Genomic DNA, 15986 nt, shown 5'->3' with positions numbered 1-15986 from the left:
TCAGCCTCGCTGCGCTGGATCGACGGGCGCCGACGCGTTGCCCGAGCCGCTCGCCCGCAGGTACTGCTCCAGCTCGTCCGCCGCGTGCCGGTACCCGCCCGCCTCCTGCTGGGCGGCCTGCATGGTGGCCGCGGCCGCCCGGAACCGCGGCTCGTGCAGCAGCTGCCGGGCGAGGGAGCGCACGGCGCCCTTGGAGACGTCCTGGGTGCGCAGCGACAGGCCCGCGCCCAGCTCGACGACGCGCCGGGCCACCAGCGGCTGGTCGGCGCCCTGCGGGACCACCAGCATCGGCACCCCGGCGTACATGGCCTCGTTGGCGCTGTTCATCCCGCCATGGGTGATGAACAGCGCCGCCCGGGCCAGCACCTCCGGCTGCGGCACCGAGTGCAGCGCGAGCACATTGGCCGGCAGCGGACCCAGCGCCGCGGGATCGGTCTGCCCGGTGGAGACGATCACGGTGCCGCCGAGCGGTTCCAGCGCGGTGGCGAAGGTGCGTAGCAGCCGCGGGTCGGAGTTGAACACCGTGCCCAGCGAGGCGTACAGCACCGGGTCGTGCAGCCGGTCGACCTGGAACGACGGGTCGACCGGGCGGGCGCCGATGCTCGGGCCGACGAACTTGAACGAGTCGTCGAACTCGTCGGCGGCGGGCTGGAACGCCCGCGAGGTGTAGACCAGATTGAGCGGCGCCCGGATGTTCCCCATGTCGATCGGGGGCAGCCCGCTCGCGTCGTAGCGGCGGTGCAGCTCCCGGCGCGCCCGCACATAGCCCTGGACGTTGCGCGGCCTGGCCGTCCCCGAGGCGAACAGGCTCCACGAAGCACCGGTGGGGCTGGGCACCTGCCGGTTGTAGGCGAACGTGGTGCACGACGACGCCGCCGGCACCTTGAGTTCGCGCGCGGCGATGGCCCCCCACAGACAGGCGTTGTCGTGGACGATCAGATCCGGTCGGATCTCGCGCAGCTCGTCGAGGACCGTGGGCAGCACCCGCAGGGCGGTCTTCGCGATCCCCTCCACCAGCGTGACCGGCATCGGCGGATCGGCGATCGGCCGGTCGCCCCCGGGGTAGACGCACACGGTCGCACCGGTCGCCTCGATCTCGGCAGCGAACGCGGGCGTCGTGTGATAGCTGACGGAGTGGCCGCGCCGGATGAGCTCGGCCACGACCGGCAGCGTCGGGTTGACGCGCCCGTGCATACCGATGTTGAGGAACGAGATGGTGCTCACGGGCCTACCTCCAGTGAGGGAGAAGTCGATGCGTCGCCAGGACCGGCCGTGGTCGGCAGCGGATCGTCCACCCGGTACAGGCCGGGCCCGCTGATCTGCAGTCCGTCGAGAAAACGCCCCGCCGCGCTCGCGGCGGTGCTGATCAGCCGCTTGGTGTGGCCGAAGTCCCACGGAGCCGGCCATGCCTCGACGCCGGTCGGCAGCACGACGGTCGGGAGGTGCTCGGACACCTCGTGCAGGTCGCGCTCGATCTGATGGTGCAGCAGGAGCAGCCCCGCCCGGGACGCGATCGCGGCGGCGCTGCGGGAGAAGGTGGGGCTCAGCGGCGAGCTCTCCGGTCCGGTCGCCACCACGACCACGCTGGCCGCGCCCGCCGCTCTGGCCGCCAGCACCGGGACATAGGCGATCACCCCGCCGTCGACGAGGGTCCGGCCCGCGCGCTCCACCGGGGGCAGCATCCCGGGAATGGCCGCGCTGGCCAGCAGCGCGGACTCCAGGTCCCCGTGGTCGAGCAGCACCGGATCGCCGGTGACCAGGTCCATCGCCACCGCCGTGAAGGGGACCGACAACTGCTCGATCCGCGACGGCAGCCCGGCCCCGGCGATCAGCCGGCGCAGACCGCGGTCCGTGAAGACGCTGCCCCGCGACGACAGATAGCCGAGCGGATACACATGACGACGACGCAGCTGGGTCCACACATGGTCCAGCCACGGTGCGGCACTGTGGGGATGGGCGGCCGCGATCGCCCCGTTGAGGGCGCCCACCGAGGTTCCGATGATCATGTCGGGGACGAATCCGCGCTGCTCCAGCGCGTACCCGACGCCGACATGCGCCGCTCCCAGCACCCCGCCCGCGCCCACTACCACGGCCACGGGACGGGGAAGGGAGTTCAAGCCCGTTGGTGCTGTTCCGCGTGTCATCGGCTGCTCCACGAACCATTCCTTTGTAGGAGAGTCCGCCTCCCGCCGTAGGTCGGGGCGGCGTGGAGACGGACCGTGTGTGACCGTCGGCCCGGCTGACGCCGGTGGGCCGGTCAGCCGAACTGGCCGGGCTGGTAGTCGCCGGCGGGCTGCTGGATGATGAGGTTGATCCGGTTGTACGTGTTGATGATGGCGATGAGGGAGACCAGCGAGATGAGCTGGTCCTCGTCGTAGTACTTGGCGGCGTTCGCCCAGGCCTCGTCGCTGACGCCGCCGGCGGCGTCGGCGGTACGGGTGCCCTGCTCGGCCAGCTCCAGGGCGGCGCGCTCGGCGTCGGTGAAGACGTTCGCCTCACGCCAGGCCGCGATCAGGTGAAGACGCTGCGCGCTCTCGCCCGCGAGCGTGGCTTCCTTGGTGTGCATGTCGGTGCAGAAGCCGCAGCCGTTGATCTGGCTGGCGCGGATCTTCACCAGTTCCTGGGTGGCGCCCGGCAGCGTCGAGTCGGCGACGAGCTTGGCCGCCGAGTTGATGTGCCGGAGCACCTTGCCCGCGAGGGGGTGGCCGAAGTAGTTGAGACGCGATTCCACGGTGTTCTCTCCTTGCCGTGTTGCGGATACACACTACTGACCGGGATCACCCTGCGATCTGTGACAGGTAACCCGGTGTGACGTGCGTCTCATTCGCTATTCTCGCAGGTTGCCCCCTTCCGCACGACTGCCCGGCCGTAACGGCCGACGCGTCTGCTTCGGCTTCTTCTTCGGCTTCTTTTCCCGGTGCTCAACCACGGACGGACAGAGCATGGTTGAACGCATCCCGAGAACGACCGAGCAGACCCCGCGTCGTGTGACAAGGTGTTGGGTCACACGGTATGTTCGTGATGCACGCATGGACGCGTCGAGCGCGAGGAGTCGTCTTTGCCGGCTGCCGACGTCGGTGAGGGTGTGGGTGTGGTGCGTGCGGTCATTCCAGCGCGGAGCGCACGATCTGCTGGACCGACGGGTCGTCCACCGTCGCCCTGATGTCGGCGAGAGTCTGGGCGGCCAGTGCCTCGCGCCACGCCTGTTCCGCGCGCCGCATGGCCGCGTTCACCGCGCAGACGCCCGTCGGCGGCGGTGACAGCGCGCCGATTCTGCCGCCGCAGCGGATCTCGGTGCAGTGGAAGACCTTTGTACTGCCCTCGATGGCCTCCACGACATCGAGGAGGGTGATGTCCTCAAGGCGTCTGGTCAGCCGGAAACCCCCGCGCGGCCCCGGCACGGAGACCACGAGCTCGGCCCGGGCGAGCTGCTGCAGCTGCTTGTTGAGGTAGGAGGCCGACAGGCCGTGGGCGTCGGCGAGCTGGCCGCTGCCCACCGGGCCGCCGCCGACCATGTCGAGGTTCAGCAGGGTGTGCAGAGCCCACTCGACCCCTTTAGCCATTCGCATATTACGGACATTACATGTCCACGATCGAAGTGCCGCATCGGTCGGGCGGCCTCGGCCCTGAAATCTTGACATCCAATATCCAGGATATATAGCGTCCAGGTTATGCGGCGCGGGCCCTGCGGGAGGCCGCCGCGGTAGACAGCCCCTGCCCACGGCGCCTCTGCCCATGGAACCCCTGTTCCTGGAAGCACCGGCCGCTGGAGCACCGGCTCATCACTTCGCCTTCGAAAACGGAGAAGTTCATGAAGGATGTCCTGATCATCGGTGGCGGCTTCGCCGGCGTGTGGAGTGCGGCGGCAGCCGTTCGCGCCGCCCGGGAGGCCGGCACCCCCGGTGACGAAATTCGGGTGACCCTCGTCAGCGGCGGCGACGATCTGGTCATACGCCCCCGCCTGTACGAGGACGCTCCGGACGGCATGCGCGTCGCCCTCGACCGCGTCCTCGGCCCGATCGGCGTGCGCCGCGTCGCGGCGACCGTCACCGGGATCGACACCGAGGCGCACACCGTGCGCGCCCTCGCCCGCACCGGTGAGGAACTGCAGCTGTCCTACGACAAGCTGGTGCTGGCCACCGGCAGCCAGGCCGTGCGCCCCGAGTTCCCGGGCTCGAAGGACGTCTTCGACGTCGACACCCTCGCCACGGCCGCCGCGCTCGACAACCACCTGCGCCGGCTGCCCGGGCGGAGCCCCGCCCAGGGCCGCTTCACGGCCGTCGTCGTCGGCGCCGGCTTCACCGGCGTGGAGCTCGCCACCGCGCTGAGCGGACGCCTCCAGGCCATCGCCGACCGTCACCTCGGCGCCGAAGAGGTCCGCGTCGTGATGGTGGACCGCGCCGACGTCGTCGGCCCCGAGCTCGGCGCGGGCCCCCGCCCGAACATCGAGGAAGCGCTCGACCAGCTGAAGATCGAGCGCCGTCTCGGCCGCACCGTGGCATCGGTGACCGGCCAGGACATCACGCTCTCGGACGGCGAAGTGATCCCCGCGGCGACCGTCGTGTGGACCGCCGGCATGGCCGCGAGCCCGCTCACGGCCCAGATCCCCGGCGAGCGCGACCGGCTGGGCCGCCTCACCGTGGACGAGCACCTGCGGGTCGTCGGCGTGCCCGACGTCTTCGCGGCCGGCGACACCGCGCTCGCCGCCATGGAGGACGGTCACTCCGCGACGCAGTCCTGCCAGCACGCCCTGCCCATGGGCAAGTTCGCCGGCCGCAACGTGGCGGCCGACCTCCTGGGCCTCGACGCGCAGGCCTTCACCGCCGACCCCTATGTCACCTGCCTCGACCTGGGCCCCGCCGGCGCCATCCTCACGCAGGGCTGGGACCGCCAGATCGCGCTGACCGGCGAGGAGGCCAAGACCCTCAAGCAGAACATCAACGCGCTCTGGATCTACCCGCCGACCGACGACCCGGAGCAGATCCTCGAGCAGGCCGGCCGCTGGTCCAACGCCTGACGGTCGTTCGCCGTCCACTGACCGCCGTCCGCCGCGTGTGCCCGTGCACCGCGGCGGACGGCCTCGCCGTCTCGGACGCGCGCACCACTGGTGCGCTCCGGTCCGAGTACGATGATCTCTGTCCAAATGTCCTGTCCATGGCCTGTCGCCGGGGATCTCCAGTGCGCGCCGGGACCCGTCCTGGAGTGGTCGCGTCGAAGGGTGGGTTCAGGTGGATGCATCGGGCAAGCAGCGGCCCACGATGGCGGACGTCGCCAAGAAGGCCGGCGTCTCCAGGGCGCTCGTCTCGATCGTGTTCCGCCACCAGCCGGGAGCGAGCGACGAGACCCGGGAGCGCGTCCTGCGGGTCGCCGACGAGATCGGCTACCGGCCCGACAGCGCGGCCCGGCTGCTGGCCCGTGGCCGCAGTCGCACGCTCGGTGTGATGTTCCACGTCCACCAGATCTTCCACACCAACCTCGTCGAGGGCATCTACCCGGAGGCGGAGCGGCTCGGCTACGAGGTCCTGCTGTCGGGCACCACGCCGGGCCGCAGCGAGAAGAAGGCGGTCGAGGCGCTGCTCAGCCACCGTTGCGAGGCGGTGATCCTGCTCGGTTCCTTCGCCGAGCCCGCGTTCCTGGAGGAACTCGGCCGCCGCACGGTCGCCGTCTCCGTCAGCCGTCGGGTCCCGCACGCCCACGTCGACTTCGTGCACTCCGCCGAGGGCAAGGGCGTACGGCAGGCGATGGAGCACCTCTTCGAGCTGGGGCACCGCCGGATCGTGCACATCGACGGCGGACACGGCCCCGGTTCGGCCGAGCGGCGGCGGGCCTACCGCGCGGCGATGCGCCGGCACGGGCTGGAGGCCGAGGCGCGGGTCGTCCCCGGTGATCACACCGAGGAGTCCGGCATCGCGACCGGCCGGCTGCTTCTCGCGGAACGCGACCGGGGCCAGGCGCTGCCGACGGCGGTCCTCGCGGGCAACGACCGTAGCGCGATGGGCCTGTTGATGGCGCTGACGCGGGCCGGCGTGGATGTGCCGGGCGATGTGTCCGTCGTCGGCTACGACGACAGCCACCTCTCCCATCTGATGCCGATCGGGCTGACCACGGTCCGCCAGGACGCGGCGCTCATGGCGGAACACGCGGTGCGGTTCGCGGCGGAACGGCTGGAGAACCCCGAACTGGATCCGCGGGAAGCGGTGTTGGACCCGAAGCTCGTGGTGCGGGGCAGCAGCGGCCCGCCCCGGGAGAAGGCGCTCTGAGCGCACGGACGCGAATCGGCCGCCATCGTGGGCACGATGCCGGCCGACTCGATTCCGTAGCCGTAGCCCTAGCCGTCAGCGCGTTCCGTTGGCCGCGAACTCGGCGACGCTGTCCGCGTTGTCTTTGGTGATGAAGGCCGGGCCGGTCAGGACGGGCGCGGTGCCGCCCCCGCTGACGTTGCCGTTGTTCTTGTAGAGCCAGAGGGAGTCGACGGCGAGATAGCCCTGCAGATAGGGCTGTTGGTCGACGGCGAACTCGACCGTGCCGCTCTGGACGGCCTTGACCAGGTCCTTGTTGAGGTCGAAGGTCGCGACCTGGGCCTCGGTGCCCGCGTCGGACAGCGACTGCACCGCGGTGAGCGCGATCGGGGCGCCGAGGGTGACCACCTGGTCGATGGAGGAGTCGGCCCTGAGCTTGGCGGTGATCGTCGACTTCACGGACGGCATGTCGGTGCCGTTGACGTACAGGATGTCGGTCTTGCCGCCGAAGCCCTTCTTCAGGCCGGCGCAGCGAGCCTCCAGGGCGACCTGCCCCTGCTCCTGGATCACACAGAGCGCGTGCTTGGCGCCGAGCTGGTCGAGACGTTCGCCCAAGGCCTGGCCCGCGATGTTCTCGTCCTGGCCGAAGTACTCGAGCATGCCGAGCTTCTTCCAGTCGTCGACGCCGGAGTTGAAGCCGACGACCGGGATGCCGGCCGCGGTGGCCTTGGCGATCACGTCCTTCATGGCCTCGGGCTTGGCGGCGGTGAGGGCGATGCCGTCGACCTTCTGGTCGATCGCGTTCTGCACGAGGTTGGCCTGGTTGCCGGCGCTGGGGTCGCTGGAGTAGACGAGCTTGATGTTGTCCTTGGCGGCCGCTGCCTGGGCGCCCTTGCGGATCAGATCCCAGAAGGTGTCGCCGGGGGAGGCGTGGGTGACCATGGCCACCGTCATCCGGGGTGTGTCCGCCTTGCCCGCGCCGGCGGCGGCCCCGCTCTCCTCGGACTTCTTCCCGCCGGAGCTGCTGGAGCAGCCGGCGGCGAACAGGGCACCGATCACGACGGTGGCGGTCAGAGCGGCGGCTCGGTGGTGTGTGCGCATGTCCCTTGCACCTCACTGTGCTGGTCAGGGTGGGGTCTGCAGGCCGGCGCCCGGCGGCTGGTCCGGCGACTAGAGCGCTTCATTAGCGCGCTCTAGTGGCATGACTATGGAGCCGCTCACCGTTGATGTCAACGGGTTTGTCAGGACGTTTTGACAAGGGGGCCCAGGTCTGCCGGTCCGGCCGGCCGAGGGCCTCGCACCCAGCTCTGCGCGACGGTCGAGGCTCCCATCGCGGTGTGCATGAGGTGATCGAGCAGGCGATTCTCCGCCTGGTGTCGCTCGGCCTCGCTGTAATTGTGCGCGGCCAGTTCGGTGGCATACGCCCGCAACAGATCATGAACGACGTATCGACCCGGGGCGATTTCGGTGAGGAGGTTGTCCTGGGCCAGGCTGAAGAGCAAGGTGCGTGCCTCCCGAGGTGTCACCGCGGCGATACTGGCAGCCATCGAGACGGATATCTCCGGTCCCGGATGGAGAGACAGCAGCTGGAAAAGACGCGCTTCCTCCGGGGTGAGCGCGAGAAACGACCACGAGAACACCGTGCGCGCGTCGGTCGCCGTATCGGTGCCGACGAAGGCGTCCAGACTTCCCTGGGCGTCCGCGAGTTCCGCCGCGATCACGGCCAACGAGAATCCGGGCTGCAGTGCGGCCCGTGCGGCGACTATGGCCAGGGCGAGCGGCAGCCCCCCGCAGAACTTGACGATGTCGTCGACAGCCCGTGGTTCCGCCTCGACCCGACCGGAACTGATCCGTCGTCTCAACAGCTCCCTGGCTGCCTCGGGGGACAGCAGACCGAGGGAGAGCGGGTGGGCGCCCTCGCTCGCCACCAGGCCGTGCAGCTTGTTCCGGCTCGTGACGATGACGAAAGAACCGGAGGAACCCGGAAGCAGCGGACGAACCTGTTCGGCGTCGCGTGCGTTGTCCAGGACGATCAGCACACGAAGACCCGCCAGGAGGCTCCGGTACAGGGCGGTTTGCGCATGCAGGTCCGCCGGGATCTTGTGCGGGGCCATATCGAGAGCATCAAGAAACTGCCGAATCACGACAGTCGGGTCGAGCCCCGTCTCGTTCGAGTCGAAGCCCCGCAGGTTGATGAACAAGGTGCCGTCGGGAAAACGCTCCGCCAGCCGGTGCGCCCAATGCACGGCGAGCATGGTCTTGCCGATTCCGGCCATTCCGCTGATGGTCACGACAGCGGGGCCGCCTTCGTCCCGCAGAACCTTCTGCACCTCGCTCAACTCACGGATTCTGCCGGTGAAGTCGGGAAGGTCCGCCGGCAACTGGTACGGACGGACATGCCCCGGAGTCGCGGTCCGGGCCCGCGTCTGCGCTCTCGTTCCCCTGCGAGCATCCGCACCGACGGCGCCGTCCATGGCGCGGCCCGCGCGCGAAGTCTGGGTCAAGGCCGGGTCCGCGACCAGCAGGCGGTTGTGAAGATCACGCAGAGCGCGGCCCGGTTCGACTCCGAGCTTCTCCGTGAGCGCGCGACGCGTCGACTGATAGGTGTCGAGCGCCTCCGCCTGCCGCCCGGACCGGTACAGCGCCAGCATGAGCAGTTCACTGAAGTGTTCCCTCAAGGGATGGCGCTTGCGCAACGACGCGATCTCCGCGATCACGTCCTCGTGCCGGCCTTGAGCGAGGCTGACCGACAACTGCAGCTCGACCGCCGCCAGTCGGCTTTCGACGAGCCGCTCCCGTTCGATGACGGCGAAGGGTCCGGGCACCCCCGCCAGCGGTGTGCCGTCCCACTCGGCCAGTGCCGCGTGCAGCAGCTCGTCAGCCCCCGCGAGGTCGCCGGCCAGCATCCGTTGGCGGGCGTCCGCCAGCCATCCCTCGAAGACGGCGAGATCGAGAGAGACCTTGTCGGCCCGCAGTGCATAGCCGTCCGCCACCGACACCAGCAACCGCGGGGGCTCGCCGTGCGCCCGCCCGGGCTCCAGCGCCTTGCGTAATCGCGACACATAGGTGCGCACGACGGCGACCGGGTCGGACGGCAAGCCCTCACCCCACACCGCCTCGATGAGTTCGGCCATGCCCATGGCCCGGCCGCGCCGCAGCAAGAGCGCTGTCACCACCGCCCGCTGCTGAGGGGGTCCGAGGGGCACCTCCCGCTCCTCGACCCAAGCACGCACCGGCCCGAGCACAGTGAACCGCACAGTCGCCCTCCTCCAAACCCAGCGTTGCACCGCCCTTTGCAGCATGATCGCCCACGGACCGACGGCGAACGTGGTGCACAGTGTTACGGGAACTTGAAGTCGGCGGGGCACTGTGGGTTCCGGTTGTCACGGCCCCCGGCAACCGCCCCTCCGCCACAGCCCTGGCCGATGGCCGACCGGTCCGTGGCCCCACCGTGGAACCCGCCTCGGTCGGCACGGTAGAGCACTGGCGTTCACTGCCCATGGCCGTCAATGGCCTGTCAATTGAACGTTACACACCTTCCGGCAGCATCGTGCTCCGGCACCGTACACGTCGATGCGACGCCGCCACTCGGTCGGCAGGACCGGGCGACACGTGGAGGAAGTTGTGGGCTGGTCGACCATGGGATCCATGGGATCCGCCGAGGAGGAACGCACCCTGCTCACCGCACACCGCGAACATCTCCCGGCACTGCTCTCCTACGTGTGCCGGCTCCTGGGCGGTGACCGTCACGAAGCCGAGGACATCGTGCAGGAGACGCTCATCCGGTGCTGGCACAAGTACGGCTCCAGAGACGAAAGCATGCTGCGTCCGTGGCTGTTCACCGTCGCCCGCAATCTCGTCATCGACAGCCACCGGCGCAGCGAGGCCCGCCCTCACCAGGTGGACGGTGCGGCCTGGCTCGACCAGGAGGCATCCGAACTCGACCATATCGAGCGGATGTTGTCATCCGTCGTCGTGGCCGAGGGCCTCAAGACCCTGTCGGAAGCACACTATTCGGTGCTCTATGAGACGTACTTTCTCAACAAGACGCTTGAAGACACCGCCCGGACGCTGGCCGTTCCCGTGGGCACGGTGAAGTCCCGCCTGTTCTACGGCCTCCGCGCCCTGCGCCATGCCCTCCACATACGCTGAACCTACAACGCACGCTGTCGGGCTGAGGTTCAATCACTGAAAATGAATTTTTAGTGCGCCTCTCAAAGGTGTTCCTGCCGTCTTTTCATGAGGTCAGAACTCATTGCCAACCCGCACCTGCTCCCTTAGTGTTGCGCTGTCGCCGAATCACGAAAGCGGAGCACTGTGAAACAAGGCCCCGCATGAGTTCGAGAGGAGAACCATCATGAGTACTGCCGCTATCGAAGCCGCAGAGACCGTTCTGACCGGGGACTGGATCGCCGAATCCGTCGAGATGACGGACGAGGAGTTCGAGGAGGCTTGCATGGGCGGAGGCGGCAGCTGGAACAAGGATTACGGCGGTTCCTGCTGACCCCTGGCATAAAAACGCTCGGGGCAGATCCGCTCTGCCCCGAGCGCTTCCTTCGAGGAGTGAAAAATGGCTGTGACCTTACAAAAGGCCTATTCACCCCACGATTCTTTGGTGGCCTGGCATCATAAGGTTGTCGCAGCCACCCAAGACGTTGTGGACGACGCGTGCAGGGAAGAACCTCGTCTCAGATCCACTGTCACGCGGATACTTCAACTCGACGGCGGCGCGCAGAATGTATTCCGGCTTCTCCCGTTGTCCGTGCACGGCGCTCTGACCGGGTCGGCGGAGCCGGCGCTGCCCATCTGTGTGCTCTCCAGACTCTGGTGGGCGGGGGCGGAAACGCTGGACGACGCGATGGACGGACAGCTCGACCTGCGCCGTACGCAACTCACCCCGTCCTCGGCGACCGTGGCCGCGGCCGCCTGCGTCATGCTGCTCCCTCAAGTCCTCATCGCCCGGCAGGACATTCCTCCCTCGCTCTCGACCGTCTGGACGCGCGAGTTGACGCGCAGTGGTCTCGCTTCGGCCGATGGGCAGCTGGAGGACGTGGCCGTGGCCGACGCGGACCACGGCTGGGCGCGGGTGATCGTCAGCTACGGCGGAAAGACGGGAGCCGCGTACGCCCGTGACGCCGCCATGTCCGCTCAACTGGCAGGCGCGACGGACGAGCAGATCCGGGGATGGCGAGCGTTCGGCAAACTCTTCGGCGTCCTTCGGCAATCGGCCAACGACCGTGCGGCCCGCACCGCGCAGGAGGACGCCGATCTCGCCAACGGGACCCGGACTCTGCTCCTGGCCCACGCCTTGGAGGAGCTCCCGGCACCAGCGGCCGATGCTCTGCTCCGGGCCCACGCCGACGCCCGGCACGACGCGACGGCCCGCCAGTGGGTGTGGGACCGGCTCCGGCATCCTGATGTGTCCGAGGGCTACAACGCGCGGATCGCCACCATCCGGCGCCGGCTCATCGACCTCGTGGAGTCATTGGCGTCCACGTCACCGCATCGCGATGCCCTGACGTGGATGGTCAATGCATCGGCACGGTATTCCTACGTGTCCGCGCATGCACGAACGACGTCATGACCGACCACGAGCGGACGGTCGCCGATCTGCGGGGCATGGCTCGCGGCATGGCCTCCTACGCACCGATGTCGTCCGGGATGATTTCGCGCCTTGCAGACGACGTCGGGAGAAAGGGGCCGATCGCGGCACTCGTCGGTGATCACCCGGATGCGTCAGCCCCACTCTTTCATCTGCGCGTTCTGGCCGGCGTCAGATGGCTGGTGCTGTCCGGCCGCGTACCCGCCTTGGACACCCACCTGCGGCACCTGACCTCGCGCATGGAGGACCCCGGCTACATCGAGGCGACCTGGGATCTCTTCCGGCGAGTGGTGCTGGAGCACCCGCAGGAGATACGGGCGGCGCTGGACCGCCCCGTTCAGCAGCATCAGCCCAGACGCGCCGGAGTACTGCTGGCGGGCCTTGCCATGCTGGCCGCGCCCCGGGTCAGGTTGCTGGAGATCGGCGCGTGCGCCGGCCTGAACCTGCTGCTCGACAGGTACCACTGGTTCGGCGACGGCTGGGAGTGGGGCGCCCCGGATTCGCTGGTCCGCCTCACGGCCGCCGGACGGTCTCCGGGGCCGGTCGAGATCGTCGACCGGGCGGGCTGCGACCTCGCACCGCGCGATCCGGGGAATCCCGTCGACGCCGTGATCCTGCGGTCCTTCATCCCGCAGGAGCGGGACATCGACCAGCTGGAACTGGACGATGCCCTCAGCGTGGCGGCTCGCAGTGACCTCAGGGTCGTGAAGGCCGACGCCGTGCGCTGGCTGCATGCCGAACTCGAGCAGCATGTTCGCGGAAACGACGTATACACCGTCCTCTGGCACAGCCTTTTTCTCGGATATTTGACCCGGCAGCAACAGGACGCGATCGAAGAGATCCTCAGGCAGGCGGCCCGACGGATGCCCTTGGCCAGAATCTCCTACGAGCCGCATTCGTGGAGAAGTGAACCCAGGCTGCAACTCACCCTTTATTCGTGAGCCTCGCACACGGTGTCATATTCGACCGGAAACATAGGGCAAGCACCCATGAAGAACGCCATACGGGTACCCGTACATCTACGGCGGACAGGATTCGATCTGCCGGGCGAAGTTCCCGGCTTACGAGCCGAAGAACCGGTCACAAAAGTAACGCTGCCCAGCGGAGCGGTGGTATGGCTGGTCATCAGTCACTCCGCCGTTCGCGAAGTCCTTGCCGATCACGAACGCTTCGGAAATGATGCCAGAGTCGCCTGGGATCCCCATCGAGGCTCCCCTGCACCCGGTGCGGAGACGCCGACGGTGCCCCGGGGCGACATAACCCAGTACAACCCGCCCGAGCATGGCCGGCTCCGCAAGATGATCGCCCCCAGATTCACCACCAGGCGACTGAAACACTTGGAGCCCCAGCTCACGGAAACGGTGAGTCGGACCTTGGACGGCATGGCCCGTTCCGGCCCCGGCGTGGATCTCGTGTCCTCGTTCGCACTCCCCATCCCCTCCTTCGTCATCTGTGAACTCCTGGGGGTGCCCTACGCGGACCGGGACGACTTCCAGAAGCGCAGCCTGATCAGATTCGACGCCAAACGCCACCCGACGGTACGGAAGGCCGCGCTCGACGCCTCCCTCCACTACATGGCCGGGATCGTGGCCCGGCAACGGCGTGCGCCAGGGGAAGGATTGATCGGCACCCTCATCCGCGAGCACGGCGAGGAACTCGACGACGAGGAACTCACCGGCATCTGCGATCTGCTGCTCCTCGGCGGGTTCGAGACGACGGCGCACATGCTGGCCCTCAGCAGCCTCTTGCTGATGCAGAACCCCCGGTACATCGACCTGCTCCGCGACGAGCGGCTCCCGGAGCTCATCGAGGAACTGCTCCGCTACCTGTCGGTCGTCCAGACCGGAATTCCGCGCGTCGCACACGGGGACACCACCCTCGCCGGTCAGCGCATCCGGCGCGGGGAGAGACTGCTGTGCTGGCTCCCGTCGGGCAACCGTGACATCGAGGCTTTCCCCGATTCTCCCGATCGCTTCCGGCCCCGCCGGAACCCTCGGGGCCATCTTGCCTTCGGCCACGGGATCCACCACTGCCTGGGAGCCCCCCTGGCCCGAATGGAGTTGCGCGTCGCGCTCCCCGCCCTGTTCGAGCGGTTCCCGGAGCTGACGCTCCAAGTACCCGTCGAGAAGCTCCACTTCCGTCGATACTCCGCGGTGTACGGACTCGACGCCCTCCCGGTGGTGTGGGACCCCGCGTCGACGAGTCCGGCGGGGCGAGCCCACACCGCGGTGGCGGACCGACTGCGACCTGCTGGGGCGGGGTCCCTGTGATCAGCACCCGCCGACTGACCCGGACGTACAAGAAGTCCGGACGCGGCAGCGGCCCCGTCCACGCGGTGGACGGTATCGACCTGGAAGTCCAGGCCGGCGAACTGGTGGGCTTCCTCGGCCCCAACGGGGCCGGCAAGTCGACCACTCTGCGGCTGCTCGCCACGCTGCTGCGCCCCACCGCCGGACAGGCCACGGTCGCAGGACACGACCTGCTCCGGGACCCGGCAGAGGTGCGCAGACGGATCGGCTACGTGGCCCAGGCCGGCGGGACCGCGCCCGAGACCACGGTCATGGAAGAACTCCTCGTCCAGGGTCGCCTCCACGGAATGTCCCGTACCTCGGCGCAGCGCCGAGGCGCCGCACTGATGGAGCAGCTTCAGCTCACGGAACTCGCCCACCGCCGTACCGGCACCCTGTCGGGGGGACAGCGGCGCAGAGTCGATCTCGCACTGGGACTCGTGCACGCGCCTTCCCTCCTCCTGCTCGACGAGCCGACCACAGGACTGGACCCGCAGAGCCGGCTCAGCCTCTGGGAAGTCCTCAGGACGATGCACGCCGAACGGGGCATCACACTCCTGCTGTCCACGCACTACCTGGACGAGGCCGACGAACTCGCCGACCGGTTGGTGATCGTCGACCAGGGACGCATCGTCGCCGAGGGCAGTCCCGACACGCTCAAGTCGGCAGTCTCCGGGGACAGCGTCGTCGTAGGCGTGGCTGCGGACGCGGTGGCGAGGGTCGCGGCGCTCGTCTCCAGGTTCCCAGGAGCCGGTCAGATCACGACGAGTGAGACCGCGGTCAGGTTTCGCGTGCCCAAGGGGGAAGAAGTCCTTCCTCACCTGATGCGCGCCCTGCAGTCGGCGGGCATCTCCGCACACTCGCTCCAGGTTCAGCGGCCCACCCTGGACGATGTGTTCCTCTCCTTCACCGGCCGTAGCCTGAAAGAGGCATGATGGCGAGCACGACGACAGACCTTCTTCCCTCCCTCGGCAAGGGCGGGAACACCTTGGCACACGATGTGTGGCTGGTCTTCGGTCGCGAGATGTCACATCGCACCAGACAACCGACCTGGCTGGTCCTGGGCCTGGCTCAGCCCCTGCTCTTCATGTTCTTCTTCGGGCCGCTGCTCACCGAGTTCGTCGCCCACACCCCTGGCTTCCCGCCCGGCGACACCTGGGTGATCTTCGTTCCCTCCCTGATGCTCCAGATGGTCCTCGTCGGCACGTTCCCTGCGGGAATGACGCTGCTCGCCGAATACCGTGCCGGCGTACTGGAGCGCTTCCGGGTCACGCCGATGCATGCCGCGGCGCTCGTCCTCGGCAAAGTCCTGTGCATCGCCGCATACGTCGTCGTGCAGTCGTCGTTGATCGTTCTCCTGGCCTGGTGGGTGTTCGGCCTGGAATGTTCGTGGACCGGGTTGGCGGCGAGCCTTCTGCTCGTCGCCCTGCTGGCCGTCGCGCTCGCTTCCGCGTCCTACGCCCTGGCCTTGCGCCTCAAGAACGAGGACGCCACCGCGGGCGCGCTGAACGCCGTGACGATGCCTCTGCTCCTGCTGTCCGGCACCCTGCTGCCGATCACCGAAGGGCTGGCCCCGGCCTGGCTGTACCGACTCGCCCAACTGAACCCGGTGGCCCATGTGATGGAAGCGACGCGAGCTGTCTTCCGCGACGACTTCGACCCGCAGACCATCGGCCCCGGGGTCACAGCCGCCGTCGTCATGAGCGCCGCGGCACTCGCGTGGGGCATTCGCTCGTTCGCCCGCCTGGATGCCTGAGGCCCGTAGGGCGTGTTTCGAAAGTCCCGTCTGCCCGGCGACGCCTGGCACGCACGCTCGCCGCGTTGTCGGGATCGCCCCGATACATCCAGTATCGGGGC

General features: G+C 68.6%; 15 protein-coding genes. 9 read left to right on the top strand and 6 right to left on the bottom strand.

What is annotated here, in order from left to right:
- The 4 genes from ACWCPF_RS42425 to ACWCPF_RS42410 all read right to left on the bottom strand — a co-directional run bounded on the left by ACWCPF_RS42425 (position 1) and on the right by ACWCPF_RS42410 (position 3563).
- On the bottom strand, positions 1-1224 hold the full coding sequence (locus tag ACWCPF_RS42425) for a macrolide family glycosyltransferase (RefSeq protein WP_451050495.1): 1224 nt from the start codon (positions 1222-1224) through the stop codon (positions 1-3).
- Positions 1221-2096: a patatin-like phospholipase family protein gene (locus tag ACWCPF_RS42420; RefSeq protein ID WP_451050494.1), complete on the bottom strand. Its 876-nt coding sequence runs from the start codon at positions 2094-2096 to the stop codon at positions 1221-1223. Before ACWCPF_RS42420 ends, ACWCPF_RS42425 begins: the two co-directional genes overlap by 4 nt.
- A 161-nt stretch (positions 2097-2257) precedes the next feature.
- Complete coding sequence (locus ACWCPF_RS42415; protein WP_451050493.1) at positions 2258-2731, bottom strand: carboxymuconolactone decarboxylase family protein; 474 nt, start codon at positions 2729-2731, stop codon at positions 2258-2260.
- 373 nt (positions 2732-3104) lie between these two features.
- The gene (locus ACWCPF_RS42410; protein ID WP_451050492.1) at positions 3105-3563 is read right to left on the bottom strand and encodes an RrF2 family transcriptional regulator; all 459 of its coding nucleotides are present in this window, start codon (positions 3561-3563) and stop codon (positions 3105-3107) included.
- A gap of 248 nt (positions 3564-3811) precedes the next feature.
- Between ACWCPF_RS42410 and ACWCPF_RS42405 the strand changes: the two genes are divergently transcribed.
- The gene (locus tag ACWCPF_RS42405; protein ID WP_451050491.1) at positions 3812-5017 is read left to right on the top strand and encodes an NAD(P)/FAD-dependent oxidoreductase; all 1206 of its coding nucleotides are present in this window, start codon (positions 3812-3814) and stop codon (positions 5015-5017) included.
- 241 nt (positions 5018-5258) lie between these two features.
- Positions 5259-6260, top strand: a complete 1002-nt coding sequence (locus ACWCPF_RS42400) for a LacI family DNA-binding transcriptional regulator (protein ID WP_451050510.1) — start codon at positions 5259-5261, stop codon at positions 6258-6260.
- Between the two features lie 75 nt (positions 6261-6335).
- On the opposite strand, the gene ACWCPF_RS42395 is transcribed toward ACWCPF_RS42400, so the two are convergent.
- Both ACWCPF_RS42395 and ACWCPF_RS42390 read right to left on the bottom strand, forming a co-directional pair.
- On the bottom strand, positions 6336-7340 hold the full coding sequence (locus ACWCPF_RS42395; protein WP_451050490.1) for a sugar ABC transporter substrate-binding protein: 1005 nt from the start codon (positions 7338-7340) through the stop codon (positions 6336-6338).
- Between the two features lie 140 nt (positions 7341-7480).
- Positions 7481-9496, bottom strand: coding sequence for a BTAD domain-containing putative transcriptional regulator (locus tag ACWCPF_RS42390; RefSeq protein WP_451050489.1), 2016 nt, complete (start codon positions 9494-9496; stop codon positions 7481-7483).
- Between the two features lie 391 nt (positions 9497-9887).
- Between ACWCPF_RS42390 and ACWCPF_RS42385 the strand changes: the two genes are divergently transcribed.
- The 7 genes from ACWCPF_RS42385 (at position 9888) to ACWCPF_RS42355 (ending at position 15885) form a co-directional block, all read left to right on the top strand.
- Complete coding sequence (locus ACWCPF_RS42385; RefSeq protein WP_451050488.1) at positions 9888-10391, top strand: sigma-70 family RNA polymerase sigma factor; 504 nt, start codon at positions 9888-9890, stop codon at positions 10389-10391.
- 205 nt (positions 10392-10596) lie between these two features.
- A complete protein-coding gene (locus tag ACWCPF_RS42380) occupies positions 10597-10743 on the top strand; it encodes a hypothetical protein (RefSeq protein WP_451050487.1) in 147 nt (48 codons plus the stop codon).
- A gap of 258 nt (positions 10744-11001) precedes the next feature.
- On the top strand, positions 11002-11823 hold the full coding sequence (locus tag ACWCPF_RS42375; RefSeq protein ID WP_451050486.1) for a hypothetical protein: 822 nt from the start codon (positions 11002-11004) through the stop codon (positions 11821-11823).
- Positions 11820-12782, top strand: a complete 963-nt coding sequence (locus ACWCPF_RS42370; protein WP_451050485.1) for a DUF2332 domain-containing protein — start codon at positions 11820-11822, stop codon at positions 12780-12782. Before ACWCPF_RS42375 ends, ACWCPF_RS42370 begins: the two co-directional genes overlap by 4 nt.
- A 441-nt stretch (positions 12783-13223) precedes the next feature.
- The gene (locus ACWCPF_RS42365; RefSeq protein ID WP_451050484.1) at positions 13224-14111 is read left to right on the top strand and encodes a cytochrome P450; all 888 of its coding nucleotides are present in this window, start codon (positions 13224-13226) and stop codon (positions 14109-14111) included.
- Complete coding sequence (locus ACWCPF_RS42360; RefSeq protein WP_451050483.1) at positions 14108-15064, top strand: ATP-binding cassette domain-containing protein; 957 nt, start codon at positions 14108-14110, stop codon at positions 15062-15064. The genes ACWCPF_RS42365 and ACWCPF_RS42360 overlap by 4 nt, the downstream gene beginning before the upstream one ends.
- Positions 15061-15885: an ABC transporter permease gene (locus ACWCPF_RS42355; RefSeq protein ID WP_451050482.1), complete on the top strand. Its 825-nt coding sequence runs from the start codon at positions 15061-15063 to the stop codon at positions 15883-15885. The genes ACWCPF_RS42360 and ACWCPF_RS42355 overlap by 4 nt, the downstream gene beginning before the upstream one ends.
- The last annotated feature ends 101 nt before the right edge of the window (positions 15886-15986 follow it).

The organism is Streptomyces sp. NPDC001858 (assembly GCF_053594615.1).
Note: the sequence above shows the minus strand (reverse complement) of the source record. Positions and strands in the feature narration are given on the sequence as shown.